The 25,011-nt window shown below is 71.8% G+C and carries 26 protein-coding genes; 9 read left to right on the top strand and 17 right to left on the bottom strand.

Going from position 1 to position 25,011, the window contains the following annotated elements; translation table 11 throughout:
• Window positions 1-416 precede the first annotated feature (416 nt).
• Window positions 417-1,406 carry an L-glyceraldehyde 3-phosphate reductase gene (mgrA, locus tag CP978_RS32250; RefSeq protein ID WP_043446881.1) on the bottom strand — a complete coding sequence of 330 codons (990 nt, stop codon included), beginning with the start codon at window positions 1,404-1,406 and terminating at the stop codon, window positions 417-419.
• Between the two features lie 108 nt (window positions 1,407-1,514).
• Here mgrA and CP978_RS32245 point away from each other — a divergent pair, with 108 nt between their 5' ends.
• Both CP978_RS32245 and CP978_RS32240 read left to right on the top strand, forming a co-directional pair.
• Window positions 1,515-2,414, top strand: a complete 900-nt coding sequence (locus CP978_RS32245; RefSeq protein WP_043446879.1) for a LysR family transcriptional regulator — start codon at window positions 1,515-1,517, stop codon at window positions 2,412-2,414.
• Window positions 2,415-2,493: 79 nt separating this feature from the next.
• A complete protein-coding gene (locus tag CP978_RS32240) occupies window positions 2,494-3,009 on the top strand; it encodes a mycothiol transferase (RefSeq protein ID WP_043446876.1) in 516 nt (171 codons plus the stop codon).
• Here CP978_RS32240 and CP978_RS32235 read toward each other — a convergent pair.
• The 4 genes from CP978_RS32235 to CP978_RS32220 form a co-directional block, all read right to left on the bottom strand.
• Window positions 2,991-4,061, bottom strand: coding sequence for an adenosine deaminase (locus CP978_RS32235; RefSeq protein ID WP_043446873.1), 1,071 nt, complete (start codon window positions 4,059-4,061; stop codon window positions 2,991-2,993). The two genes, CP978_RS32240 and CP978_RS32235, sit on opposite strands and share 19 nt — an antisense overlap.
• A gap of 74 nt (window positions 4,062-4,135) precedes the next feature.
• Window positions 4,136-4,528, bottom strand: coding sequence for a VOC family protein (locus CP978_RS32230; protein WP_043446870.1), 393 nt, complete (start codon window positions 4,526-4,528; stop codon window positions 4,136-4,138).
• A 155-nt stretch (window positions 4,529-4,683) separates the two neighbouring features.
• Complete coding sequence (locus CP978_RS32225) at window positions 4,684-5,613, bottom strand: M56 family metallopeptidase (protein WP_150478406.1); 930 nt, start codon at window positions 5,611-5,613, stop codon at window positions 4,684-4,686.
• Window positions 5,613-5,984 carry a BlaI/MecI/CopY family transcriptional regulator gene (locus CP978_RS32220; RefSeq protein WP_043446865.1) on the bottom strand — a complete coding sequence of 124 codons (372 nt, stop codon included), beginning with the start codon at window positions 5,982-5,984 and terminating at the stop codon, window positions 5,613-5,615. Before CP978_RS32220 ends, CP978_RS32225 begins: the two co-directional genes overlap by 1 nt.
• Before the next feature lie 186 nt (window positions 5,985-6,170).
• Between CP978_RS32220 and CP978_RS32215 the strand changes: the two genes are divergently transcribed.
• Window positions 6,171-6,854 (top strand): phosphatase PAP2 family protein, encoded by a 684-nt coding sequence (locus CP978_RS32215; RefSeq protein ID WP_052454421.1) that lies wholly within the window; start codon window positions 6,171-6,173, stop codon window positions 6,852-6,854.
• A gap of 95 nt (window positions 6,855-6,949) precedes the next feature.
• Here the strand turns inward: CP978_RS32215 and CP978_RS32210 are convergent, their stop codons facing one another.
• Window positions 6,950-7,306: a YciI family protein gene (locus tag CP978_RS32210; RefSeq protein WP_043450074.1), complete on the bottom strand. Its 357-nt coding sequence runs from the start codon at window positions 7,304-7,306 to the stop codon at window positions 6,950-6,952.
• A 99-nt stretch (window positions 7,307-7,405) separates the two neighbouring features.
• Between CP978_RS32210 and CP978_RS32205 the strand changes: the two genes are divergently transcribed.
• Both CP978_RS32205 and CP978_RS32200 read left to right on the top strand, forming a co-directional pair.
• Window positions 7,406-8,455 (top strand): acyl-CoA dehydrogenase family protein, encoded by a 1,050-nt coding sequence (locus CP978_RS32205; protein ID WP_043446863.1) that lies wholly within the window; start codon window positions 7,406-7,408, stop codon window positions 8,453-8,455.
• Window positions 8,456-8,461: 6 nt separating this feature from the next.
• A complete protein-coding gene (locus tag CP978_RS32200) occupies window positions 8,462-8,899 on the top strand; it encodes a glutaredoxin domain-containing protein (RefSeq protein WP_043446860.1) in 438 nt (145 codons plus the stop codon).
• 79 nt (window positions 8,900-8,978) lie between these two features.
• Here the strand turns inward: CP978_RS32200 and CP978_RS32195 are convergent, their stop codons facing one another.
• Together CP978_RS32195 and CP978_RS32190 are read right to left on the bottom strand one after the other, a co-directional pair.
• Window positions 8,979-9,845, bottom strand: coding sequence for an RNA polymerase sigma-70 factor (locus CP978_RS32195; RefSeq protein ID WP_043446858.1), 867 nt, complete (start codon window positions 9,843-9,845; stop codon window positions 8,979-8,981).
• Window positions 9,842-10,420, bottom strand: a complete 579-nt coding sequence (locus tag CP978_RS32190) for a carboxymuconolactone decarboxylase family protein (RefSeq protein WP_043446855.1) — start codon at window positions 10,418-10,420, stop codon at window positions 9,842-9,844. Before CP978_RS32190 ends, CP978_RS32195 begins: the two co-directional genes overlap by 4 nt.
• Window positions 10,421-10,603: 183 nt before the next feature.
• On the opposite strand from CP978_RS32190, the gene CP978_RS32185 reads away from it, so the two are divergent.
• Window positions 10,604-11,593, top strand: coding sequence for a phosphotransferase family protein (locus CP978_RS32185; protein ID WP_227745570.1), 990 nt, complete (start codon window positions 10,604-10,606; stop codon window positions 11,591-11,593).
• Between the two features lie 311 nt (window positions 11,594-11,904).
• Here CP978_RS32185 and CP978_RS32180 read toward each other — a convergent pair whose 3' ends face one another.
• The 5 genes from CP978_RS32180 to CP978_RS32165 form a co-directional block, all read right to left on the bottom strand.
• Window positions 11,905-13,341, bottom strand: coding sequence for a glycoside hydrolase family 6 protein (locus CP978_RS32180; RefSeq protein WP_227745569.1), 1,437 nt, complete (start codon window positions 13,339-13,341; stop codon window positions 11,905-11,907).
• Between the two features lie 176 nt (window positions 13,342-13,517).
• The gene (locus CP978_RS32175; RefSeq protein ID WP_052454420.1) at window positions 13,518-14,717 is read right to left on the bottom strand and encodes a glutathionylspermidine synthase family protein; all 1,200 of its coding nucleotides are present in this window, start codon (window positions 14,715-14,717) and stop codon (window positions 13,518-13,520) included.
• Window positions 14,718-14,720: 3 nt separating this feature from the next.
• Window positions 14,721-15,080, bottom strand: coding sequence for a hypothetical protein (locus tag CP978_RS32170; RefSeq protein ID WP_144401523.1), 360 nt, complete (start codon window positions 15,078-15,080; stop codon window positions 14,721-14,723).
• Between the two features lie 525 nt (window positions 15,081-15,605).
• Window positions 15,606-15,749 (bottom strand): hypothetical protein, encoded by a 144-nt coding sequence (locus tag CP978_RS35095; protein ID WP_158508374.1) that lies wholly within the window; start codon window positions 15,747-15,749, stop codon window positions 15,606-15,608.
• Window positions 15,746-16,282: a GNAT family N-acetyltransferase gene (locus CP978_RS32165; RefSeq protein ID WP_079162426.1), complete on the bottom strand. Its 537-nt coding sequence runs from the start codon at window positions 16,280-16,282 to the stop codon at window positions 15,746-15,748. Before CP978_RS32165 ends, CP978_RS35095 begins: the two co-directional genes overlap by 4 nt.
• Before the next feature lie 287 nt (window positions 16,283-16,569).
• Between CP978_RS32165 and CP978_RS32160 the strand changes: the two genes are divergently transcribed.
• The gene (locus CP978_RS32160; protein ID WP_043450065.1) at window positions 16,570-16,833 is read left to right on the top strand and encodes a GlsB/YeaQ/YmgE family stress response membrane protein; all 264 of its coding nucleotides are present in this window, start codon (window positions 16,570-16,572) and stop codon (window positions 16,831-16,833) included.
• Window positions 16,834-16,953: 120 nt separating this feature from the next.
• On the opposite strand, the gene CP978_RS32155 is transcribed toward CP978_RS32160, so the two are convergent.
• The 3 genes from CP978_RS32155 to CP978_RS32145 all read right to left on the bottom strand — a co-directional run bounded on the left by CP978_RS32155 (window position 16,954) and on the right by CP978_RS32145 (window position 19,524).
• Window positions 16,954-17,727, bottom strand: coding sequence for a GNAT family N-acetyltransferase (locus CP978_RS32155; RefSeq protein ID WP_043446847.1), 774 nt, complete (start codon window positions 17,725-17,727; stop codon window positions 16,954-16,956).
• Between the two features lie 71 nt (window positions 17,728-17,798).
• Window positions 17,799-18,653, bottom strand: a complete 855-nt coding sequence (locus tag CP978_RS32150) for a GNAT family N-acetyltransferase (protein ID WP_043446845.1) — start codon at window positions 18,651-18,653, stop codon at window positions 17,799-17,801.
• 211 nt (window positions 18,654-18,864) lie between these two features.
• Window positions 18,865-19,524 (bottom strand): chaplin, encoded by a 660-nt coding sequence (locus CP978_RS32145; protein ID WP_043446841.1) that lies wholly within the window; start codon window positions 19,522-19,524, stop codon window positions 18,865-18,867.
• 316 nt (window positions 19,525-19,840) lie between these two features.
• Between CP978_RS32145 and CP978_RS32140 the strand changes: the two genes are divergently transcribed.
• Window positions 19,841-21,409 (top strand): alpha/beta hydrolase, encoded by a 1,569-nt coding sequence (locus CP978_RS32140; protein WP_043446839.1) that lies wholly within the window; start codon window positions 19,841-19,843, stop codon window positions 21,407-21,409.
• A gap of 34 nt (window positions 21,410-21,443) precedes the next feature.
• Here CP978_RS32140 and asnB read toward each other — a convergent pair whose 3' ends face one another.
• A complete protein-coding gene (gene asnB / locus CP978_RS32135) occupies window positions 21,444-23,285 on the bottom strand; it encodes an asparagine synthase (glutamine-hydrolyzing) (RefSeq protein ID WP_043446836.1) in 1,842 nt (613 codons plus the stop codon).
• Window positions 23,286-23,569: 284 nt separating this feature from the next.
• Here asnB and CP978_RS32130 point away from each other — a divergent pair, with 284 nt between their 5' ends.
• On the top strand, window positions 23,570-24,667 hold the full coding sequence (locus tag CP978_RS32130; protein WP_043446833.1) for a baeRF3 domain-containing protein: 1,098 nt from the start codon (window positions 23,570-23,572) through the stop codon (window positions 24,665-24,667).
• Window positions 24,668-25,011 lie beyond the last annotated feature (344 nt).

Genomic DNA, 25,011 nt, shown 5'->3' with positions numbered 1-25,011 from the left:
GCGGCCGTCCCCGGCGCCGTCCCGCCCGGTCGTCACCCGCCGCCGGGCCCCGGTGCCGTGCGGGGCGATGTCCTCGGCACGGGTGGGGTGTTGAGGGTTCTCGCCGTGCGTCCGGGCGGCGGCGTCGAGACCGATCCCGCCCGGCAGCCCGACACGATCCCGTGTCCGGTACGCGACCGGCCCACAGCTCGCCGGGCCGGCAGGCGCTCGGCCCGACCGCATGCCCAGCCTGATCACGTACCAGGGCACCGGCCGGCCGTGCGCGGGACGGCCGGATCACAGCGCCTGTCCGGCCACGTCGCCGGCCCAGTGAGCCTCGGGGTCACCGGGCCACCGAGTGAACCGTGGGACCCCATGATGGTGACCGCATGGCCGGCGGCCCCGAGGCACGCTCGCCCCGGGGCCGCCGGATCGGATCACGCCTTGACGGCCGCGTCGATCCGCGCCAGTTCGTCCTCGTCGAAGTCCAGGTTGCGGATCGCCGCGACGCTGTCCTCCAGCTGGCGTGCGCTGCTCGCGCCGACGAGGGCCGAGGTCACCCGGCCACCGCGCAGGACCCAGGCCAGGGCCAGCTGGGCCAGCGACTGGCCGCGGGACTTGGCGATCTCGTCGAGCGTGCGCAGCCGGCCCACCAGGTCCTCGGTGACCGCGTCCGCGGTCAGGAACGGGCTGTCGCTCGCGGCCCGTGAGCCCTCCGGGATGCCGTCGAGGTAGCGGGCGGTCAACAGGCCCTGCTCCAGCGGCGAGTAGGCGATGGAGCCCACCCCGAGCTCGTCCAGGGCGTCCAGCAGCCCCTCCTCGGGGCGCCGGTCCAGCATGGAGTAGCGCGGCTGGTGGATCAGCAGCGGGGTGCCCAGCTCACCGAGGATACGGGCGGCCTCGCGGGTCTCCTCCGGCGAGTAGTTGGAGATACCGACATACAGCGCCTTGCCCTGCTGGACCGCCGAGTGCAGGGCACCCATCGTCTCCTCCAGCGGAGTCTCCGGGTCGGGGCGGTGCGAGTAGAAGATGTCGACGTGGTCCAGGCCCATCCGCCGCAGGCTCTGGTCGAGCGAGGACAGCAGATACTTGCGCGAGCCCCATTCACCGTACGGGCCCGGCCACATGAGGTAACCGGCCTTGGTGGAGATGACCAGCTCGTCACGGTACGGCGTGAAGTCGGCCTTCAGCGCCTCGCCGAGGGCCGACTCGGCGGCACCGGGCGGCGGGCCGTAGTTGTTGGCCAGGTCGAAGTGCGTGACGCCGAGGTCGAAGGCGCGGCGCAGGATCTGCCGCTGGGTCTCCACCGGGCGGTCGGGGCCGAAGTTGTGCCACAGGCCGAGGGACAGCGCGGGCAGCTTGAGGCCGCTCCGTCCGGTGCGGCGGTAGGGCATGGCCTCGTAACGGGCGGGATCTGCCGTGTACAAAACTGCACTCCAGGGGGTCTACAGACGACGAGGTCCACTGTGGACCGTCCGTCCGACAGCGGTCCAACAGAGGAATCGGATGGGATTGAGCGTCTAGGCTTCTCAATCATGGAACTGCGCCATCTCCAGCACTTCGTCGCGGTCGCAGAGGACCGGCACTTCACCCGGGCAGCGGAACGGCTGATGGTGTCCCAGTCGGGTCTGTCCGCCTCGGTGCGCGCCCTGGAGCGGGAGCTTCAGGCCCCGCTGTTCGTGCGCACCACCCGCAGCGTCATGCTCACCGAGGCCGGCCGTGCCCTGCTGGTGGAGGCCGAACGGATCCTCGCCCAGGTGCGCGCCGCCCGTGAGGCGGTGGCCGCCGTGCAGGGCGTACTGCGCGGCACCCTGTCGCTGGGCACCGAGCAGTGCATCGCCGGTGTGGACGTCGCCCGGCTGCTCGCCCGGTTCCGGCGGCGCCATCCGGATGTGGAGATCCGGCTGCGGCAGGCGGGGTCCGGAGCGCTCGCCGAGGAGGTGGCGGCCGGCCGGCTGGACCTGGCGTTCGCGGTGCGGCCCCAGACGGACACCGACCAGCTGCGGTCCGTACCGCTGACGAGCGAGCCGATGACCGTGCTCTGCCATCCCACACATCCGCTCGCCGACGGCGGCCCCGTGACGCCGGAGGACCTGGGCGGCGAGGCGTTCGTGGACTTCCACCCCGACTGGGGGCCGCGCCGCACCACCGACGCGGTGTTCACGGGAGCGGGCGTCCAGCGGACGGTGACGCTGGAGGTCAACGACGTGCACAGCCTGCTGGACCTGGTGCACGAGGGACTCGGTGTCGCCGTCGTCCCGCGCCACTTCGGCCACAAGCGGGAGGCGTCCACCCTGGCGTCGCTGCCGTTCCGGGGCGCCGCCGAGTACGAGACCGTCGCCATGCTGCCGCCGCAGGAGGCGACCAGCCCCGCGGCCCGGGCGCTGATGGGCCTGCTGACCGCGGACGTGAAGGACGGCGTCCCGGCCGGATGACCGGCGCCCGGCTCCTCGCGTGCGGCGCGCGGCGCCACGCCGCCGGGCTCCTCGTGCCGTGATGCGCGATGGTGGACCCATGCATGCGAAGGACATCCTCATCGACGGCTTCAGCCGTATCCAGGAAGAAGTCCATGCCGTCGTCGACGGAGTCGCGCCCGAGGTGCTCAACGCCTCCCCGGCCGCCGGCGCCAACTCCGTCACCTGGCTGATCTGGCATCTCACCCGTGTCCAGGACGACCATGTCGCCGACGCCTTCGGGCTGGAGCAGGTGTGGCCGTCAGGGGGCTGGGACAAGCGCTTCGGGCTGGGTCTGCCGCGCCTGGACACCGGCTACGGGCACAGTCCTGCGAAGGTCGCCAAGGTACGGGTCGGCTCCGGGGACCTGCTGAGCGGCTACTACGACGCCGTGCACGCACAGACGCTCGAGGCCCTGGAGGGGGTGACCGCCAAGGACCTCGAGCGCGTCGTGGACGAACGCTGGGAGCCGCCGGTCACCCTGGGGGTGCGGCTGGTCAGCGTCCTGTCCGACGATCTGCAGCACGTCGGACAGGCCGCCTATGCACGGGGGCTGCCTCAGAGCGCGGCCTCGTAGCCGGGCAGGATCACGTCCCGGATGAGGGCGTTGCGCTCGTCGAACGGGATGAAGGCGCTCTTGACCGCGTTCACCGTGACCATGCGCAGGTCCTCGATCCCCCAGCCCGCCTCCTCGACCAGCAGGGTCATCTCGCGGGTCATCGTGGTGCCGGAGACCAGACGGTTGTCGGTGTTGAGGGTGACCCGGAAGCCGAGGTCCTTCAGCGCGGTGATGGGGTGCTCGGCGATCGAGGAGGCGGCGCCCGTCTGGAGGTTGGAGGTCGGGCACATCTCCAGGGCGACACGGCGGTCGCGCACCCAGCCCGCGAGCCGGCCGAGCTTGCCGTCCACGATGTCCTCGGTGATGCGCACCCCGTGGCCGATGCGCTGGGCCCCGCAGACCTGGAGCGCCTGGTGGATGCTGGGCAGGCCGTACGCCTCGCCCGCGTGGATGGTGAAGGGCACGCTCTCGCTGCGCAGGTGTTCGAAGGCGGCGAGGTGGTCGGCGGGCGGGAAGCCGTCCTCGGCGCCGGCGATGTCGAAGCCGACCACACCGGCGTCACGGAACGCCACCGCGAGGTCGGCGACCTCCCGGCAGCGGTCGAACATGCGCATCCCGCACAGCAGGGTGCCGACCCGGACCGGGGTGCCCGCGGCGGCCGCCTTCGCCATGCCCGCGGCGAGCCCCTCCTGCACGGTCTCCACGACCTCGGGCAGCGTGAGGCCGCCGTTCACCATCAGCTCGGGGGCGTAGCGCACCTCGCCGTAGACGACGCCGTCCTCGGCGAGGTCGAGCACATACTCCTCGGCGGTACGCAGCAGGCCCTCACGGGTCTGCATCACGGCGAGGGTGTGCTCGAAGGTCGCTATGTAGCGGACCAGATCGCCGGAGTTGGCCGCCTCGTAGTACCAGTCGGCGAGGGACCGGGGGTCGGTGGTGGGCAGGGTGTGGCCGACCGAACGGGCGAGCTCCACCAGGGTGGCGGGGCGCAGGCCGCCGTCGAGGTGGTCGTGCAGGACGGCCTTGGGGAGGCGGCGGACGGTGTCGCTGTCGATGCGCTGGGGGGTCATGTGCGGTGTTCCTCGGCAGATGGTTCGCTGAGCGGGTCAGGACGGGGGGGGACGGGACGGATCGGGGGGGAGGATCAGTCGGCGGGCTGGAGCAGGTCCCAGCGGTTGCCGTACAGGTCCTGGAAGACCGCGACGGTGCCGTACGGCTCGTGGCGTGGCTCCTCCAGGAAGGTCACGCCGGCCGCGGCCATCCGGGCGTGGTCGCGGGCGAAGTCGTCGGTGTGCAGGAAGAAGCCCACACGCCCGCCGGTCTGGTCGCCGACCCGGCCGCGCTGCGCCTCGTCCTTGGCCCGGGCGAGCAGCAGTCCGGTGCCGTGGCCGGCGGCGCCGGGCTCGACGACCACCCATCGGGAACCGTCCGCCCGGGGCTCGTCGGCCGCGAGCCGGAATCCGAGGGCCCCGGTGTAGAAGCGGATGGCCTCGTCGTAGTCGTCGACGACGAGGGTGACCAGGGCGACGCGTCTCATCGGACCTTCCGGGGTGCGGCGTTGTAGGGCGTTATACGTAACACGAAGCGTACGGCATCCCGTCAAGTGCTCTGGTACGAGTGCTCTGGTACGGGTCCAGGGGCCGCCGTTCACCGGCCACGGGACCGGCTGACGGGGACGGGGACGGGGACGGGTCAGCGGCCCCGCTCGCCCTGGGCGACCTCGACCTCGTGGTGGAAGCCGATGACTCCGGTCGCCGAGGCACAGGCGGAGAGCGCGGTGCAGGCGATGAGGAGCGCGGCGGTCAGGCGGGCGGCCCGATGCGATGGCCGCGGGGCCTGGAGCAGGGCGGCGACCCGCTGCGGCACCGGTCCGGTGGTGGCGGCGGGCGCGAAGGAGGGCCGCTCCTCGGGGGCCGTGCGGCTGGCGAGCGCGGCGCGGCCGATGGCGCGGGCGGTCAGCCGCCGGTCCCCGACCGCCTCGGCGGCGGCCTCGTCGGCCACCCGCTCGACCGCGAGCCGGATGGTCCCAGCCACCGGGCTCAGCCCGGGGTGGCAGTGCGCGGCGAGCTCGGCGAGCGCGAGGAAGTAGTGGTGTCCGCCGGCGTTGTGGGCCCGCTCATGGGCGAACAGCGCCTCCCGCTCGTCCGGGCCCAGTGTGCGCAGCATGCCGGTGGTGACGACGATGCGGTGCGGCCGTCCGGGGAGGGCGTAGGCGTCCGGGTGCGGGGAGTCGATGACACAGAGGTCGCCCGCGGTGACGCGCCGGTCCGCCTCGCTGGTCGCGGTGCGGAAGGCCCGGGCCTGACGCAGCACCGTACGGCCCACGGTCCACGCGCAGACGGCCAGCGCGCCCACCGAGAAAGCAGCGGCGGGCACCACGATCATGTTCGACCCGGTGCGCAGCGGGCGCACCAGCTCACCGAACGCGGCGAACAGCGGAACCTTGAGCAGACCGGTGAGGACGAAGGCGCCGAGCGCGGTCAGTGAGCAGCAGGCGAGGACGACCGCGGACCCGGTGACCGCCCAGAGCGCGGTGGTGGGGGTGAGCCGTTCCAGTGCGCGCCGCGCGAGCGGGGGCATCGCCAGGGGCAGTGCGATCGGCACCAGCAGGAGCAGGTAGATCACTGCTCACCGGATTCCAGCAGGTCCCGCAGGACGCGCTCGTCGTCCTCGGTGAGCTGGGCGACGAAGCGGGCCAGCACCGTGTGCCGGTCGCTGTCCCGGTCCAGCTCGGTGTGCATGCGCCGGGCGGTGAGTCCATGGGCGTCCTGGACCGGGAAGTAGGCGTAGCCCCGGCCCTCGCGGCGGCGGTCGACGACGCCCTTCTCGTGCAGCCGGGACAGGATCGTGGTCACCGTGGTGCGGGCGAGTCCGCCGCCGAGGCTCAGCTGCACCTGACCGGGGGTCCGGGGGGCGCCCGCAGCCCAGAGGGCGGCCATGACACTGGCTTCGAGTTCGCCCGCCGGGCGGCGCTCGTCCTTGGCTTCGGTCATGGAACCTTCCTCACCCCTCCGTCGTCTGCTTCTCCGTGGGCCGTCTACAGAATTGTAGTCTTGACGGACCCGCCCGGGACCGGCCCGTGCGTCCGTCACCCGTCCATTATGAGAGGGGCTCACGCCCATGCGCGCAGCATCGCGCACCGCACCGCCGCGCACGGTGGCCGTCCTCGGGACGCGGCCGTGAGGCGGGAGGAGGCGGCCGATGTCGCCGGTTCGGTCGCGCTGGGCGCCCTGGCGGCCTTCGCGCTGCTGGCGCTGATCGCTCGGGGGCACGGCGGCGCCCCGCTGTTCGGCGACGAGGACCTGCTGGACTGGTCGGTCGGCCACCGTCCGCCGGCGGCGGTCGCGGTGGCGCGAGCGGTGACCGACACGGGGACGGGCTGGGTGCCCTTTGTGCTGGCCGCCCTGGCGGGTCTGACGATGGGGCGCACGCCACGGCGGCGCGCCCTCGCCCTGGCCGCCTGCCTGGCGTGTCTGGCCGCGGGCCAGGCCGTGCGGTACGGGCTGATGTCCCTGGTGGCGCGCCCCCGCCCGGCCGTCGGGGACTGGGCGACCCACGCCTCCCGTTGGTCCTTCCCCTCGGGACATACGTCGACGTCCGCGATCACCGCCGGGCTGCTGGCCCTGGCGATCCTTGTGCGCGCCCCGCGCGGCCGAGCCGCCCTGCTGGCCGTCGTGCTCGCCTGGGGTGTCCTGGTCGGGCTGACCCGGGTGTATCTGGGCGTGCACTGGTTCTCCGACGTCCTGGGCGGCTGGCTGTTCGCCGGGGGCTGGCTGGGCCTGTGCGTTTTTGCCGCCGCGCGTACGGGCCCGCGTACGGGCTCCGCCCCCTCGGAGCCCGTGCCACCGCCACCGGGCCCCTGAGACGCACGCGCGCCGTTCGACGACCGCGGGGGGAACGGATCGGTCCGGGCCCTTACGCCACCGAGCGCGCGGGCCCGCGGCCGGCCCGGGCGGACTCAGTCGTCCGCCGGGTGCAGGAAGGGACGCACCTCGATCGGGAGGGTGGTGGCCCGGGCCGCCTTCCGGCCCCATTCCAGGGCCGCGTCCAGATCGGGGGCCTTGATCAGACACAGCCCGCCGAGATACTCCGGGCCCTGGATCCAGGGCCCGGAGGTGGCCCGCACCTCGTCGCCCTCGGGCCGCAGCACGGTGGCCGTCTCCGGGCCGGACAGTCCCCCGGCGAAGACCCAGGCCCCGGCCGCGCGCAGCTCCTCGTGGAAGGCCTCCACGTCCCGCATGATCCCCGCGAGCGCCTCCGCCGACGGCGGCTGTCCCCCACTGGGCTGAACCACGCTGAGCAGGTAGTACTTCATGATGTCCTCCTTGACGCCGTGCGGCTTGTTCCACCCCTCCAACGAACGACAGGGTCCCGCGGCGACACCCCACCCGACGGCAACGGGAGAATCCTCGCCATGGCCACCGCAGCACATCCTCTCCTCGACCGCGCCCGGCGGCTCGCACAGGACCTGCTCGTCCCGAACGCCGAACGGGTGGACCAGGAGGGGGTGCCCATGAGCCATGTAGAGGCGGTCAAGCGGTCGGGGCTCCTCGGGATGAGCGCACCGGTGGAGTACGGCGGCTCGGGCGCGCCCGCGGCGGTGGTACGGCGCACCGCCGAGATCCTGGCCGGGGCCTGCTGCTCGACCTGGTTCGTGCAGACGCAGCACCACACGCCCGTACTGACGCTGACGAAGAGCGAACTGCCGGTGCGTGAGCGCCTGTTGGGGCCCCTGGCACGCGGCGAGCTGCTGTCCGGGGTGGCGTACGCCCATATCCGCCGGTACCCGCGGACCCCGGTGCGTGTCACCAGGGAACGGGGCGGCCTGCGGTTCGACGGAACCGTGCCCTGGTACACCGGCTGGGGCCTGAACGACGTCATGCTGCTGGCCGGGGTCACCGACACCGGCGAGGCCCTGTTCGCCTTCGCCGAGGCCCGGGAACAGCCGGGCCTGCGCGCCTCCGGACCCCTCCGCCTCGCGGCCCTCACCGCCGCGCGCACGGTGTCACTCGAACTGGACGGACTCTGGCTGCCCGAGGAGGCGGTGGCCCTGTGTTCGCCCTATGAGCAGTGGGCGGCGGGCGACCGGTCGAAGACCGTGAGCACCTCACCGGCGGTGTTCGGGATCACCGAGGCGGCACTCGGCCTGCTGGACGAGGAGGACGCCGTACCGTTGCGCGCCCGCCTGGAGGAAGTACGGGGCGGGGCCTACGCCCTGGCCGACCGTGCGGCACCGCACGAGCATCTGGAGGAGCGGCTGGCCCTCCGGATACGGGCGTACGACCTGATGCGGACGGCCACCACGGCGGCGGTGGTCACCGGCGGCGGCCGTGCGCTGCTCCTGTCCGCCCGGGCGCAACGCCTCGCGCGCGAGGCCCTGTTCCTCCTGGTCCAGGGTCAGACGGCGGAGTCCCGCCGGGCTCATCTCGACGCCCTGACCGGCCGCCGTCCCGCCGTAGCCTAGGGCCTCATGATGCGCGCCTGGAACCTGCCGATTCTGTTCGTCCTCTGTGGCTCGGTCGTTGCCGCCGGGTCGTTCCTCGGCGGTGACCGTGTCACCGCCGCCGTGGTCCTCGTGGTGTTCGTGCTGCTCGCCACTATGCACTCCCCTCTGGTCTTCCCGAGGTCGATCGGGGCGCTGGAGGCACAGAGCCGCAGCGCGGTCGACGGCCGACCGGTCGTCTTCTGGCGACCGGGCTGCAAGTACTGTCTGCGCCTGCGCATCCGGCTGGGCCGCGGCGCCCGCCGGGCGCATTGGGTCGACATCTGGCGTGACCCGGCCGGAGCGGCGGTGGTGAGGGCGGCCAACGACGGCAACGAGACCGTGCCGACCGTCGTCGTCGGGGGCCGACCGCACACCAACCCCGACCCCGCATGGGTACGCGATCAACTCCCCGGCCCCGCCTGACCGGACACCGGGTGTTCCGGGCAGCGGGAAACCGCCCGGAACACCCACGACGCCGGATCGACGGCGGATCGACGGGAGGTCATCTGACGAGTTCGGACGGCTCGTCCAGCCGCGTCAGCTTCTGCGGGTTGCGCACCACATAGATCCGGGTGACCCGCCCGTGTTCCACCAGGAGGCTCACCGTGGCCGCCTCGCCGTCGCTCTCGACCCGGCCCGCGGGCGCGCCGTTGAGCCAGACGGTCGTCACCTCGGACGCGGGCGCCACCCGGTTCACACGCTCGAGCACCTTCGCCACCCGTCCGGCGCCGTGAACCGGAGCCGGCGCGGCCGGCGCGAGCCCGCCACCGTCCGCGATCAGGACCACATCGGGCGCCATGACCTCCATCAGCTCCTGCATCCGCCCGGTGCGCAGTGCGTCCATGAAGCGCTCCACCACGGCCTGCTGCTCCGCCCCGCTGACCCGTACCCGCGGCCGGCGGGCCGCCACATGCTCGCGGGCCCGGCGCGCGATCTGCCGTACCGCGGCAGCGGATCTGTCCGTCGCCTCGGCGATCTCGCCATAGGGCACCTCGAACACCTCGCGGAGCACGAACACCGCCCGTTCCACCGGACCGAGGGTTTCCAGGACGGTCAGCATCGCGATCGAGACACTCTCCGCGAGCTCCACGTCCTCGGCCACATCAGGACTGGTCAGCAGCGGCTCCGGCAGCCATTCGCCGACATAGTCCTCCCGGCTGCGCGACAACGTCCGCAGCCGGTTGAGCGCCTGCCGTGTCACGACCCGGACGAGATACGCCCGCGGGTCACGCACCCCCGAGCGCTCCACACCGTCCCACCGCAGCCAGGACTCCTGCACCACGTCCTCCGCGTCGGTAGCCGAGCCCAGCATCTCGTAGGCGACGGTGAACAGCAGGCTGCGATGGACGACGAACGGATCCTCGGTCATGCGGTGGACGCCGCGCCGGACCGGTCGGGGCGTGCGGCCAGCGGGATCTCGCAGACGTCGGAGAAACCCTGCGACCGGACCCCGGTCGCCACATTGGCCCTGGTCGCCAGGTTGACGAAGGCGATGTACGCGGTGAGTTCGGCCATCGCCACCGGGCCGAGCCGGTCGAGCAGGCTCGCGTACTGCGCGTCGGTGACGGTCGGCGGCGTGTTCGTCATGGACTCGGCATACCCCATCACGTCCCGCTCCAGCGAAGTGAACACCTCCGACTCGCGCCAGCACGGCACCTGACTGGCCTTGGTCAGGTCCAGGTTCTGTTTCCGGGCCTGGAAGTAGCCGATGTCGAGGCACCAGCTGCAGCCGACCTGTGCCGCGACGGCCATATGCGCAAAGGACTTCAGGGTCGCGTCGACCGCGTCCCACGCCCCTACCTCGCCGGCGAACTCCTGGACGGCCCGCGCGGCTCGGGGGCTGTTCCACATCACCTCGAGGTTCTCGGGCACCACACCGAACTGCTTGATCAGGTTCTCCTGGAGCTCCGCGGGGAGCTCGGCCTTCGGAAGACGTGGCGTCATGATGGTCTCCTTGTACGTGTGCCGGTGAAACCGTTCGACATGAAGACACCGCCGGGCCCACGCATGTGACAACGGGGCCGTGGTGGCGGTCGTCCTCGGCTCCGGCCCGTGGCCGGCAGCCGCGGCACATGGCGTCCCGGTGTCCGGTGGCACATGCGGTGACGTGTTCGGTAGGTTCCGCGGATGCAACGGCAACTCATGGACGACCAGGACCTGTCGGGGCTCGTGCGGGACGCACTGGGAGCGGGCCGCCGGGTGGTCGCGGTGGACCGGTTGCGCGGGGGAAGCAGGAAAGGGGTCTACCGGGTACGCCTCGACGGAGGCCGCACGCCGAGCGTGATCGTCTACAACTGGGCCGCCACCGAGAGTTTCTGGCCGGGTGCGCGCGAGACGGATCCGGCCGATCCGTTCACGCCCGCCTCCGGGCTCGTCCCGTTCCTGGCCGCGCGGCGGAGCTTGGACGGCCTCGGGGCACGGGTTCCCCGGGTCCTTCTGACGGATGACACCCGGCGCCGTTTCCCTGCGGACGTCGCCGTGGTCGAGGACATCCCCGGCGGCACACTCGAAGCGCTCTTCGAGACCGATCCCGGGCGCGCCGCGCAATCCCTGGCCCGCCTCGCCGAGACGGTCGAGGTGATGCACCGTCACCCCGGTGACCGGTACGGCAGAGTGGACCTGCTGGAACGGCACAGGCCCGGGTCCGAGGTGCCCTGCGAGCGGCGGGTCCTCGACCGGGCCCTGCGGGACCTCGAGGAGGCCGCCGGACGCGACGGCCGGATCGCGGCGGCCGAAGCCGCGTTGCGCGACCGTCTGCGGGAACTGGCCGACCGGGTGGACCTACGCAGGCGGTACGGGCTGATCCACGGAGAACTCGGGCCCGACCACGTCCTGGTCGATGCCGACAGGCACCCCGTCCTCATCGACATCGAGGGCCTGATGTACTTCGACGTGGAGTGGGAACACGTATTTCTCCGACTCCGTTTCGGCGGGCACTACACCGCGCTCGCCCGGCCCGGTCTCGATCCGCGGCGGCTCGACCTCTATGCGCTCGCGATGCGCCTGTCCCTGGTGGCCGGCCCCCTGCGCCTCCTCGACGGCGACTTTCCCGACCGGGCGTTCCTGAAGAGGATCGCCGAGCACAACACCGGAGCGGCGCTGGCACTCCTTCCGTAGCTGCGGCCCTGAGCTGCGCAGAACAGCTTCCGCTGGTCACTGTCACCTCCGGCATCGCCGACCGTCTGCAGGCTCTGCTCCTCCGCGGCGAGGTGCGCCGGGACTGTGCGTCTGGGTGTGCCCGGCGTGACCCGGACCGTCCGGCGCGCCTGTCTAGTGCGCCGACCCGGACCCGGCCGGTCCCGGACCGGAGGCGGCCCGCGTCCCGGAGGGGGTGTGGGCCGCCGCGCGATGCACGGCGGCCCGGCGCGGATCCGGCGGGGCGGGGGCCGGCCCGGGGTGACCGGGCCGGCCAGGGGGCCGACGTACGGTCAGGAGATGTTGCAGGACGCGCCGTTGAGCGTGAATCCGGTGGGGGCCGAGTTGGCGGAGCCGGAGCTGCCCTGGAAACCGAAGGAGGCGGAGCCTCCGGCCGGGAGGGAGCCGTTGTAGTCGAGACTGGCAGCGGTCACGGCCTTGCCCGACTGCGTCACCGTGGCGTTCCAGGCGTTGACGACCTTCTGATCGTTCGGGAAGGTCCACTTCAGCGTCCAGCCGTTGAGGGCGGAGCTGCCGGAGTTCTTCACGGTCACATCGGCGTTGAAGCCGCCCGCCCAGGAGCTGCTGACGCGGTAGCTCACCGCACAGGCGGCGCCGGCCGGCGGCTCGGTGGTGGGCGGCGGCGTGGTCGGCGGTTCCGTGGTGGGCGGCGAGGTGACCGGCGGATTGGGGGCGTTGACGGCCAGGGCGTAGGCGATGTCGGGCAGGAAGGTGCCCGCCTTGCCCGCGCAGCCGTCCGCCTCACCCGGCGGCTTCACCCAGAGGAAGGCATCGATCGCCGGGTCCCCGGTGTCGGCGGTGGGGTAGTTGCCCAGGGAGCGCCCGGAGGGGTCGCACCAGGCCCCGCCGCCCGCCGGGCCGTTGCCGTTACGGCTGGTGTCCACCACGGCGTGCAGCTGGGACGGGTTGCCCAGCGCGGCGAGGATCGCCTTGTCGTAACTCACCTCGCCTGCGGTGGTGTTGAAGTTGGAGACATTGGTGTAGAAGCCGTCGGCGTTGGTGAGCACGCCCGCGCTGCGCAGCCGGGACGCCTGCTCGGAGGCGCTGTTCCAGGTGGAGTGACCGCCGTCCAGATAGACCTTGGCCTGGGGCGCGGCGGCATGGATGGCGGCGCCCGCCCGCGAGAGCGAGGCGTAACGGGCGCTCAGCTCCTGGGAGTTGAGACAGGTGGTGAGGGCGATCGAGTCCGGCTCCAGGATGACGACCGACGGTCCGCCGCCGAGCCCGGCGGCGAAGCCGCGGACCCAGCTGTCGTAGGAGGCGAGGTCCGGGGCGCCGCCCGCGGAGGCACCGCCGCAGTCGCGGTTGGGGATCGCGTACGCCACCAGCACCGGCACCTGACCGGCGGCGGTCGCGGCCGAGGTGACCTTGCCGACGTCCGCGGTGACGGTGGAGGGGCTGTACGAGGAGAACCAGACGGCCTGCGGCTGGCTCGCGATCTTGGCGGAGATCACGGGCTGCCGGGAGTCACCGGGGTTGGCGGCGGCCCACTTGACCACCTGCGATGCGGGGTCCTTGTAGAACTGGGTACCGGCGGGCAGGCCGCCCTGTACCGCAGCGGTCTCCACCTGGGTGGCCAGCGCCGTTCCGGCCGCCGCCAGCCCGGCCGCCAGGCCCAGGGCGGCGGCCCTGAGCCCGAGTGAGGCCAGGCGGGTATGCAGGGCGCCGGGAGAGGTCCCGGGGCGGTGGGTGGGATCGGGGGGTGTCACAGTCGTCCTCCGTGCTCTCGGGTCGGAGAGTGCCAGGGGGCACGCGGATGGCCGTGGGAGCGCTCCCATGGTCGCCGACACCCTAACCGGGCTTGGCAGGTTCACGTAATCCCTCGACCCCCGTGAATATCAAGCTTCATGGGAGCGCCCCCGTGAATCGACCGCCCAAGGTCCGCTCAGTGGTCCCTCAGCCACTCGGCGACCTGCTCCGGCGACGAGCGCGGCGCGTCGATGAGATGCGGGACGAAGCGGGCCGTGCCGTCGGTGACCACCCCGTCGGACTCGCGGATCCCGATGCCGGCGGGCCTTCCTCCGATCACCCAGGAGCCGATCACCATATGGTTGCCGTCGAAGGACGGCGGCCGGTGCCACTGCTGCCACAGATACGGCCCGTCGCCGAACGGCCCCGCCTGTTCGAAGGAACGCTCATGGGTGTGGACCTTGATCGAGGCCCCTTCCCAGCCCCACAGCGGTTTGGCCACCCATTCGTCCAGACCGTGCGGACCGTCGAGAGAGGACGGCAGCAGGTTGGGATGCCCCGGATACATCTCCCACAGGACGGCCAGCAGCCCCTTGGTGGACAGCAGGGCCTTCCACATCGGTTCCAGCCATCGCGTCGACTGCGGTGCCCTGCGCAGTTGTTCGGCATAGCCGCTCTCGAACGCCCAGTCCCAGGGATACATCTTGAAGCAGGAGTCGATCGGTGCGTCGTCCACGTCGACGAAGCGCTCGAGACCGGTGTGCCAGCCGACGTCCTCCATGGTCAGGCCGACGGTGGCGAGTCCCGCCTCGGTCGCGGTGTCCCGCAGATAGGCGGCCGTGATGATGTCCTCGTCCGGCTCGTCGGCGGAGTGCGCGAAGTGCACCTGGTGCCCCAGCCGGGGTGTCAGCTCCTGCCATGCCTTCACCAACCGCTCGTGGATGGTGTTGAACTGGTCGCGCTCGGGGTGGACGTCCTCGATCCACTCCCACTGCACCACGGCGGCCTCCAGCAGGGCGGCCGGCACATCCCCGTTGTACTCGTACATCTTGGCGTCACCGGTGCCGTCCCAGGCGAAGTCGAAGCGCCCATAGATGCTCGGCGCATCGTCCTGGAGCGTCTCCCGCATGGGTTCCACCCAGTCGGGGTGGATGCCGAGCCTGGCGGTGTCCCCCCGGTCGAGGATGTGCCGGGCGGCCGCCACACACATCCCGTGCAGTTCTTCGGTGACGTCTTCCAGATACTCCACCTCCGCCGAGGTGAGCACATAGGCGGCCGACTCGTTCCAGTAGGGGCGTGTTCCCCCACCGGGCAGCGCCACCGTGTGGAACGGCAGACCCGATTCCACGACCTTCCGTTCCCAGCCCGGTCGCGGGGTGCGAGGCTCACGGCGCATCGGTCAGCCCCCCACCGTTCCGCCGTGGGCGCTGAATCCGCCGCGGACGACACTTCCCGACTTCGGGGAGACGAATCCCTCTCCGCCGCCCGCCTTGGGCAGAGTCTGGCCGACGGCCGGTACCCGACTGCCGCTGCGGGCGTACCACCAGCCGTAACCACCGGAGCCGCCGCTCTTGTTGCCGTGCTCGCAGAAACTGTCGTCGACCCGGGTCCCGGTCCGCTTGTCGGCGCAGACCCCCTGGTAGTCGGGGCCCGACGAACAGCCGCAGAGCACGAGGGCGAGGGCGACCGCGCCCACCGTGCCGACGGTCAGAGTCGTGGAGCGACGCCGCTGCGGAGCGTCGCCGGTTTGACTGGCCACAGCCAAGTCCTTTCGGTTGAACCGGACGGACGTCGAGGAGCCCCCCGGGACCGGTGCGACGGAGGCATGCATGAGCCACCGAAGCAGGATCACCCCCCTGCCCCCCGCCGCACCGGTCCGGGCGCCGACCGTGCCCTCACCGGCGGCTGCCGGGCGGCCCGAACCGGACAACGGCCTTCCCCGGCTCGTCCCGAAATCATCGGAACGATCACGGCCGAGAATCGCCTTCCCCCCTCGCGCACTGTATGACCGGGCCGTCGCACCATGCCATGCCGAGGTACGGCAGTCCGCCCCCGGACAGCCCTGCCGGAACCCGGCACGGTACGGGTTCCGTCGGGCGTCCGACCGGCCGGAACGGACGCACGGCAGGCCCCTCGTCCGGCTCGGGCACCGCATGCCCGTCTCCCGCGGCGTCGAAGGCCGGTGGGCGACCGCCCGGTTGAGCGCGACACCGACGGCCGAACTGCCAGCCGGCCCGTGCGGCGATCGTCACGGCGATCCCGTGCCGTCGGCGCCGGATGCGCATCACTCCTGCAAGTCGTCCGTTCCGCCCGGCAGTTCGGCTCCGGCCGAGTTGTCCCGGCCGTGGGGACAGGTGTCGAGCAGCCTTGACGTCTCCCAGCGCGCCGCGACACTCCCCGGCGTCGTCGTCATGGCGGCGCGCTTCATGCGGGAGACTCTTCTCCTCCGTCCCGTACGGATTTTTCGAGAAGCGTGAACGACTTCGGCGTACCGCCTGGCTGTGGCTTGCCTTCCTTGCGCCCGACAACTCGATAGCCGGCGTCGAGGTAGTACGCATTGAGGCGTGTGTTGCCGGCCAGGCAGTCCAGACGTACCAACGCTCTGCCCCCTTCGGCCACACGGCGCTCCGCGGCTCGCAGAAGTTTCCGCCCTGTCCCGGGCGGGACACTGCCGTGGTCAACCATCAGCCGGTGCACATAGCCGGCCGTCGGCGGTTGCGGCCCCCAGGCGTCCTCGTCCTCCCACCACAGCTCCCAGGCTCCGACCACACGATCGGCAGCCTCCGCGAGCCATAGCTCCCCGCTTTCCATGACCCGGCGGAAGTGATCCCCGCCCAGCTCACCAGGCCGCCACTGATCAGTGACACCCTGGGCCAGCATCCAGCGGGCGGCGTCGTCACGCAGACGCACTACAGCGGCAAGATCAGTGTCGTGAGCAAGACGGAAGCGCAGGTCGTTCACGCGGCGATCTTCGCACAGGTGTCCGCCTCCGTATCGACACGCGGCATCGCCGCGTAGAGCCCCGAGTCCGCCCGCTCCTGTAGTGGCTGCCGGGGTTGAGAGTAGTTGGGGCAAGCAACGCAAAAGCCTCCATCATCGGAAGGCGTCGCCCCTTGCCAGGCCTTCGAACCCGTGGCCGCTTCGACCTGACGGACCTTCCCCGTCAAACGGAACGGACTGTTGCCGACCACAGTGGGCAGATGCACTACTGCGGGGGTTTCACCGAACGGCAGGGAGACAAAGGGGAGATGGAGATCTCGAGCATCGTCGGCGCCATCGTCATCGGGCTGATCATCGGCGTCCTGGGCCGGCTTGTCGTGCCGGGCCGGCAGCACATCGGCGTCCTGTGGACCATCCTCGTCGGCATCGTGGCGGCCTTCATCGGATCCGGGATCGCCGCCGCCGTCGGTGTGGCCGACACCAAGGGGGTCGACTGGATCGAGTGGCTCATCCAGATCGGTCTGGCGGCGCTGGGGGTCGCGGCGCTGGACCGGGCGAAGACACACCGCTGACGGTGCCGTGGTGGCCGGGTCAGGCGGGCCGTGCCGTGCGGTCCCGCCCACCCGGGCTACCGGGTGGGCGCGGCGTCATGGCGGGGCCGTCCGAAGGCGCCGGTTCCCGTGGACGGGCGGTCAAAGGAACAGATAGGGCGTCGTGGTGGTCAGCGCCTCGAAGCCGAGGCGGGCCAGGATCGGGCGGCTCCGGTCGGTCGCGTCGACCTGAAGATGGCGGTAGCCGCGGGAGGCTGCGATCCTGGCGCGATGGGCGACCAGAGCCCGGTAGATGCCGCGGCCGCGCCAGTGGGGGACGGTGCCACCGCCCCAGAGGCCCGCGAAACCGGTGCCGGGCACGAGTTCCAGGCGGGCCGAGCTCACCGGCTCGTCGCCCGCGAGGGCCACCACGACGACGACATGGTCCGGGTCGTCGATGAGCTGGGCCTGAAGTTGGTGGCGCAACCATGTGCTGTCCGTGCCGAACGCCTTGGTGTGCACATCCGCGACGAGGTCCACGCCCGTCGCGTCGGTGACCGGCACCAGCCGTATGCCCTCGGGTGGTTCGACGTCCAGGGCCAGACCGGCGATCTCGGCGACCATCACGGTCTCCTCGGGCTCGGGGGCGAACCCGGCCGCCCGCAGCCGCTCCCCCAGGTCGGCCGGCAGGTCGTGCCCATAGAGCTTCCATTCGAACTCCCGGCCGAGTCCGGTGAAGCAGCGGATCTGCTCGGCGATCGCCTCGTCCGCGGTGGACTCGTCGAGGTCCGACCAGACGATCCCGTTCCAGCCGTGTGCGGCCCCGATCCGGCGCACCACCCGCGCACCGCGCTCGACACGGGTGCCGGGTCCCTCGGGGCGGGCGCCCTCTCGTGTCTCCCGGTCGAACAGAGCCAGTACCGCAGCATGATCCATGCTTCAACTCCAGCATCGGGCCGAGACGTCGGCAACGCGTTTTCCGCTCCTGGGCCCTGTGCCTTGAATTGCTAGCCGAGTTCCAGAGTGGTCACCCCGAATACACGGTCCGCCGCGAAGGGTCTCACCGGCCCCGTGTACATACGGGCCGTCTCGAAGGACGGGCTGAGGCCGAAGCGTTCGGCGAGGGTGACGGCCGCCGGGTTCGACAGGGGGACGTCGAGGGCCACCTCCCCTCCGGCGGCCGCGGCGGCCGTCGCCAGGAGCAGCGCCTCGGCGTCCTCGGCCGTGTCGGCGAACAGAGGTCCGATGCGCGGGCGGTCATGGGCGGGGCGGATCACCGCGCAGCCGGTCAGGCGGCCGTCCCGGAGGCGGACGAAGGCCCGGTGACCGGGAGCGCTGAGCCAGTGCTTCAGGAAGCGGGGGCGGTCGGCGGGATGGCAGGAGGCGTCGTACTCGGTGACGGCGTCCAGGTCGTCCTCGCCGGCCGGGCGCACTCCGGGCGCCGGGCGGGTGGCGGGCACCGCTCCGGCGAACCGCAGGGTGCGGTGGGCGGGTTCGAAGCCGGACCGGCGGTAGTTGTGCTGCTGGGTGACGACTCCGTCGAGGCCGATCGTACGGCTGCCGGCGTGGGCGAGGGCGGTCCTCCAGGTGGCCAGGCCCAGGCCGCGGCCGCGCAGATCCGGGCGTACGAGATAGAAGCCGAGGAAGGCGTAGTCGGCGTCGTAGTTGACGACGGAGATCGCCGAGACGGGTTCTTCGCCGACCCGGCCGATGAAGAAGCCCTCGGGGTCCTGGGCGAAGAAGGCGGGGGCGTCGGACAGTCCCGGGTTCCACCCCTCGTCGGCCGCCCAACCGCTGATCACCGACCACTCGGCGAGCGCCGCCCGGGTGACGACGAGATCCTCGGGGCCGGCAGAGGTCATCGTCGAGCTCCGTTCATCAGGGCCGGGTCCATGAGGGCCGGGTTCATGAGGGCCGGGCGGTGCGGTGATCGCCCGCTCCGACGGTCTTCTTCACGTTCCGCGGCTTCCGGGCGATGTCACGGCGCCCGGCGCTCTCCGGCTTCGAGGGCGGTGAGGGTCCCGCCGGTCGTTCGTACGACGGGACCCTCACCGACATGCGGAACCGCTCGGCTCAGCGGACCGATCCCGGACGGAAACGGCGGTACAGCACACCGCCGCCCAGGACGAGGGCCGCGCCTCCGGCGAGCGCGGGCAGGGTCGCGTCCGCCCCGGTGTGGGCGAGGGCGGCCACCGGCTGCGGGTCGATCTCCGGCTGCGCGGGCGCCGCGGGCGTGTGCACCGTCGCCGGGACGGAGGGCCGCGGCGCGGGGCGGTGGGTGCTGGAGGTGTTGGTGGAGGTGTTGCCGGCGGAAGAGTTGCCGACGCCCACCACGTCCACCGAGTTGCCGCTCACATTCACCGGGACATGGATCGGCAGCTCCACGCTGTTGCCGGAGAGCACCCCCGACGAGCCGTGCGCGCCGCCGGACGCCGAGGCGCCGCCGCCGGAGACGGATCCGTCGGAGACGGCCCCGCCGGAGACACCGCCCTGCGACGAGGAACCGGCCGCATGGGTGCCCTCGTTCGCACAGATGTTGCCCTTGGCCGCGTTGAGCAGCCCCACCACCGACGCGGTGTTGCCGCACACATTGACCGGGATGTGCACCGGGATCTGCACGGTGTTGCCGGAGATCAGTCCGGGCGAACCGGTCGCGGCACCGTTCGCCGCGGAATCGGCGTGTGCCGGGAACGTCACGGCCAGCGCCCCCGAGGCGGCGGCCGCGGCGATCAAACCATTTCGGGTAGCCCGTTTCATAGGTTCTCTGCCTTCCAGACATCGTCACGAGCATTTGCCCGCACCCGGTAAACGCAGACGAACGATCCGAGTTATGGCTTATCTGCCTTTCACCCCATCGAGTGGTGGCCGATCAATCCGGTGAAGAGGCCATCACCCGGTCGGGTCGGGCGCCGGGCCACGTGTGCGAGGGCGAACCGTACGGCATGCCGGCCGGTCCCGCCCGCCCGGAGGCGGGCCCTGCGGGGCCCGCCTATCGTGAGCGGAGGTCCGTCGCCGGAATCACCGATTCGGAGCAACCCCGGAGGCGCCGATGCAGTCCTCGCACACCAGCCCCGCGCTCAACACGGCTGCGGTCACCTCCGCGGTGCTCGTTCTGCTGGGAGCGACACTGCCGGCCGCGGTCACCGTCGACACGGACTCCGAGCTGTCCCGCTTCTACCGTCAGCGGATCACCTGGTCCGCCTGCGAGGGTGCGGACATGCCCCGGGACCTCCAGTGCGGAAAGGTGACGGTTCCCCTCGACTACGACCGGCCCGGCGACGGGACGCTCGAGCTGGCGATGGCCCGCTACCGGGCGACCGGCACGTCCCGGGGCTCGGTGCTGCTGAACTTCGGCGGCCCCGGCGGAGCCGGCGTTCCGCAGCTCGCCACCGACGGCGGCAAGAAGTTCATGCATCTGACGAACCGCTACGACGTGGTGACGTTCGATCCGCGCGGGGTCGGACGTTCCTCGCCGGTCAGCTGCGGCGAGGGGACGGAGGACGCGCCCGCGCAGCAGGCCCCCGCCGACGCGACCGATCCACGCACCGCCCTCGAACAGACGCGTGAGACGGCCGAGCGGTGCGCCAGGCACTCCGGTCCGGTCCTGCCGCACATAGGCACGGTCGACGCCTCCCGCGATCTGGATGTGATGCGCCAGGCGCTCGGCGACAAGAAGCTGAACTACCTCGGCTTCTCCTACGGCACACGGCTGGGCGCGGTGTACGCGGCCCAGTTCCCCGAGAAGGTGGGCCGGATGGCGCTCGACGGTGTGGACACCCTCACCGAACCCCTGGCCGAGCAGGGGCTGTCCGCCGCGCGGGGGCAGCAGATCGCGCTCGAGGACTTCCTCGACTGGTGCGTCAAGGGCGCCTCCTGCCCCTTCGGGCGTGACGGCCGCTCGGCCCGGGAGACGGTCGTACGGCTGGTGCACTCCCTGGACCGCAATCCGCTGCCGACGGCCGGCGGGCCGCCGTTCTCGGGGCAGGACCTGGTCGGCGCGATCGGGCAGGCCCTGTTCAGCAAGCAGCTGTGGCCCACGCTGGAGCAGGGGCTGTCCCAGTTGGTGAAGCAGAGCGACCCCGGCGACCTGATGCGTTTCTTCGCCGTCGGTACGGCCCTCCCCTACCGCGGGCACCCGTCCGGCCGGCTGGCCCGCCCCGGGGACGTACCCGCCGACAATCTGCCGGCCGCACTGGTGGCGATCAACTGCGCCGACGACCCGGACCGGCCGAGCGCCGACCGGATCACCCGGGACGTCGCCCGGCTGCGCGAGTCCTACGACAAGGCCTCCCCGGTCTTCGGGCGGTCCCGGCTCTCCCAGGTGCTGCTGTGCTACGGACGCCCCAAGGGCACGGACTTCATCCGGGAGCAGGTGAAGGACGTGCACACCCCGAAGATGCTGCTCGTCGGCACCCGTGGGGACCCCGCGACCCCGTACAGCTGGACCGTGGAGACCGCCAGGCGGCTCGGCCCCTCGGCAGTGGTCCTGGACAACCGGGACGAGGGCCACACCGGTTACGCGGCCTCCCGGTGCGTCCACGCCGCGGTGGACTCCTTCCTCCTGGACGGCTCCCTGCCGGCCGACGGCAGTTCGTGCGGCCCGGGCCGGTCGCACTGAACCGGGCCGGCCAGCCGGCCCGACGCCTCCGGCGTCAGCTGAGGGACACCTCCGGTGAGTAGAGGTCGAGCCACAGCGCCAGGTCCAGGGTGCGTTCGAGGCCCCGACGGGAGGCCTGGGTGATCTGGGGGGTGTCGCGGTGGGCGGCCCGATCCACCCGCTCACGGTCGACCAGGTCGAAGACCGGGTGGTCGGGCCGGGCGAGGAGGTCCCTGACGTGTTCCTGGAGGGCCAGCGCGTACTTGGGGTCCTGGGTCGAGGGATAGGGGCTCTTGACCCTGTCGTACACGGACTTCGGGATGAGGTCGGCGGTCGCCTCCCTGAGCAGGCTCTTCTCCCTGCCGTCGAAGGACTTCAGCGCCCAGGGGGTGTTGTAGACGTACTCGACGAGCCGGTGGTCGCAGTACGGCACCCGCACCTCGAGACCGACCGCCATGCTGGTGCGGTCCTTGCGGTCGAGCAGGATCCGGACGAAGCGGGTCAGATGCAGATGGCTCATCTGCCGCATCCGGTACTCGAAGTCGCTCTCGCCGTCCAGCCGCCGGATGTCCGTCACGGCCGTGCGGTAGGAGTCGGCGATGTACGACTCCAGGTCCAGGGCGTCGGTCAGATCGGTGCGCAGCAGGGCGGCGTCGTCGCCGAAGTGCCGGCTGAACTGCACCAGCCAGGGGAAGGCGTCGGCACGCCGGGCCTCCTCGTCGAAGAACTGGAGGTAGCCGCCGAAGACCTCGTCCGCGGACTCCCCCGACAGCGCGACCGTGGAGTGCTCGCGGATCGCCTGGAACAGCAGGAGCAGGGAGCTGTCCATGTCGCCGAAGCCCATCGGCAGGTCCCGGGCGCGGATGACACGGGCGCGTACGTCGAGGTCGGCGAGGGACTGCGCGTCGAGCACGATGTCCTGGTGCTCGGTGTCGCTGGCCTGGGCCACATCGTGCACGAAGGGAGTGTCGGGGGTGCCGCGCAGTTCGTCGGCGACGAAGTTGTCGGTCTGTCCCACGAAGTCCACCGCGAAGCTGCGCACCTTCTCGCCCTGCTCGCCCAGTTGCCGGGCGGCCAGGGCGGTCATCGCGGAGGAGTCGAGACCGCCCGACAGCAGGGTGCAGCGCGGCACATCGGCGACCAGCTGTCGGCGGACGATGTCCTCCAGCAGCGAGCGGACGGTGGCGACGGAGGTGGCGCAGTCGTCGAGGTGCGGACGGGTCTCCAGCCGCCAGTAGACCCCCCGGTGCAGGCCCTTCCGGTCGAGGGTGAGGACGGTGCCGGGCTCGACCTCGTACATGCCGTCCCAGACGGCGTGGCCGGGCGTCTTGACCATCGCGAACAGCTCCCGCAGCCCGTCGAGGCAGACCCGGGCGGTGGCCAGCGGGTTGGCCAGGATCGCCTTGGGCTCGGAGCCGAAGAGGACGCCGTCGGCGGTCGGGTAGTAGTAGAACGGCTTGATGCCCATCCGGTCGCGGATCATCACCAGCTTGTCGTGGCGGCCGTCCCAGATGGCGAAGGCGTACATGCCGCTCAGCCGCTCGGCGACCGCCTCGCCCCAGGCGAGGTAGGCGCGCAGCACCACCTCGGTGTCGGAGTCGGTGCTGAACCTGTGGCCCAGGCCGGTCAGTTCGCGGCGCAGCTCGGTGAAGTTGTAGGCCTCTCCCGAGTAGACCAGGGTGACGGCGCCCTCCGGGGTCGTCGTGGTCATGGGCTGACGTCCGCCGGGCAGATCGATGATCGCGAGCCTGCGGTGGCCGAGGGCCGCGGGGCCCTCGATCCAGGTGCCGCGGGCGTCGGGCCCCCGGCAGGCCATGGTCTCGGTCATCGCGTCCACGGTCACGGTCTCGTTCCGCAGGTCACGGTCGTAGGAGATCCAGCCGGTGATGCCGCACATGTGTCACCTCCCGCGTACGGTCCGGGAACGGCCCCTCACCTGCGGCTCCTCTGAGCCTCACGCGCTCTCGGCAAACCAGTTGCATGTGGCAGCTATACGTCGAGTGTGGCACGCGGCGACGGAGATCAGCGCATCCCCGGCCCGGTCGGCCCTGTCACCCCACCGGTTCGGCGGTGGCGTCGGCCGCGGCCACCGAAGGCCGGCGGCGGGGCGTCACCGGCGGTGATCGCTGCGTCCCGATTCCCCCGCATGCCCGGTGGGCGAATCGGCCCTAAGGTGCTCATATGGAGCACGCTCTCAGTCCCTCGACTCTCGCGGAACTGCGTCGGCCACGGCCCTACCCCGCGGTGTCGGTGCTGACGCCGACGCACCGCCGCGAGCCCGACAACGCCCAGGACCGCGTCCGGCTGCGCAATGTGCTGGCGGACGCCAAGAAGCAGTTGGAGTCCGATCCGGCGGTCACCCGTGAACTCCGGATCGATGTCACGGACCAGCTCGACCGGGCGCTCGGTGACGTCGATCTGGCGCACACCGAGGACGGGCTGATCATCTTCGCGGCGCCCGGCGAGCACCAGGTGTGGTCGCTGGCCCGCTCGGTGCCGGAACGTGTGGTGCTCTCGGACACCTTCCTGACCCGCAATCTGGTCGCCGCGCAGGCCGCCGAACGGCCGTTCTGGGTGCTGGCGCTCTCCGCGGACCGGGTGACGCTGTGGAACGGCGGCGCCGGCCATGTCACCAAGGCGCACATCGGGGACTTCCCGCTGGTCCGCGGCCAGGAGAACTTCGACGCCGAGCGCCGGGAACAGATCGGGGACACCCCGAGCACGTTCCGTGACGAGGGGACGCGCCAGTTCCTGCGTGACGTCGACACCGCGATGGCCCAGGTGCTGCGTCGGCAGCCGCGCCCGCTGTACATCACCGGTGAGCCGGCGGCGCTGGCCCTGCTGACCGAGGTCGGGGGCGTCGCGGGGACGGCGATCCACATCCCGCACGGCGGGCTGGCCGACGCCACCCCGGAGACGGTGTGGCAGACGGTCGAGCCGGTGATCGCCGCCGAGGACCGCAGGAGCATCGACACGGTCAGCCGTGAACTGGTGTCCGCTCGCGGCCGTAAGGCGTTCGCGGCGGGAGTGGACGAGGTCTGGCAGAACGCCTCCGACGGCCGCATCCGGCTTCTGGCGGTCGAGGAGAACTATCAGGTGACGGTCCGCGACGACGCCGGCGACCATCTCGTCCCGGCCGACAGCGGCGACCTCGACGCCCGCGAGGACATCGTGGACGAGATCGTCGAGCGCTGTCTGGACACGGGGGCCGATGTCCGCTTCGTCCCGGACGGCGCCCTCGGCGACGCCCAGGGCATCGCCGGGGTGCTGCGCTACTGAGACGCGGCGGGCCCCCAGGGACGCCTGTGGCATATGCCAGGAGCACCACCGGATCGGGTATTGCCAAATCCCTTACGGGGCAGCGGATGCTGTGCGACAGTCGTACCGGTCCTTCCCAAGGCTTTGGTCGTCCCCCGTATCGGAGCGCGTCATGCCGTCCCGTCTCTCAGCGGAGCGCCCCGCCCCGCTGCTGTTCCGCAGCGGGGCGGGGCACAAGGTGACGGCGGCCGGTGTTGCGCTCGGGGCGGCCTCAACGGTCGTCCGTCGGCAGAGGGAAGAGGCCCCTGCCGACGACCGTCCGGATGCCGCTCGACCCGGTTCCGCTCTTCACGAGGGGCCGCATG

Source organism: Streptomyces nodosus, assembly GCF_008704995.1.
Lineage (GTDB): Bacteria > Actinomycetota > Actinomycetes > Streptomycetales > Streptomycetaceae > Streptomyces > Streptomyces nodosus.
This window is presented reverse-complemented; position numbering and strand designations above follow the sequence as displayed.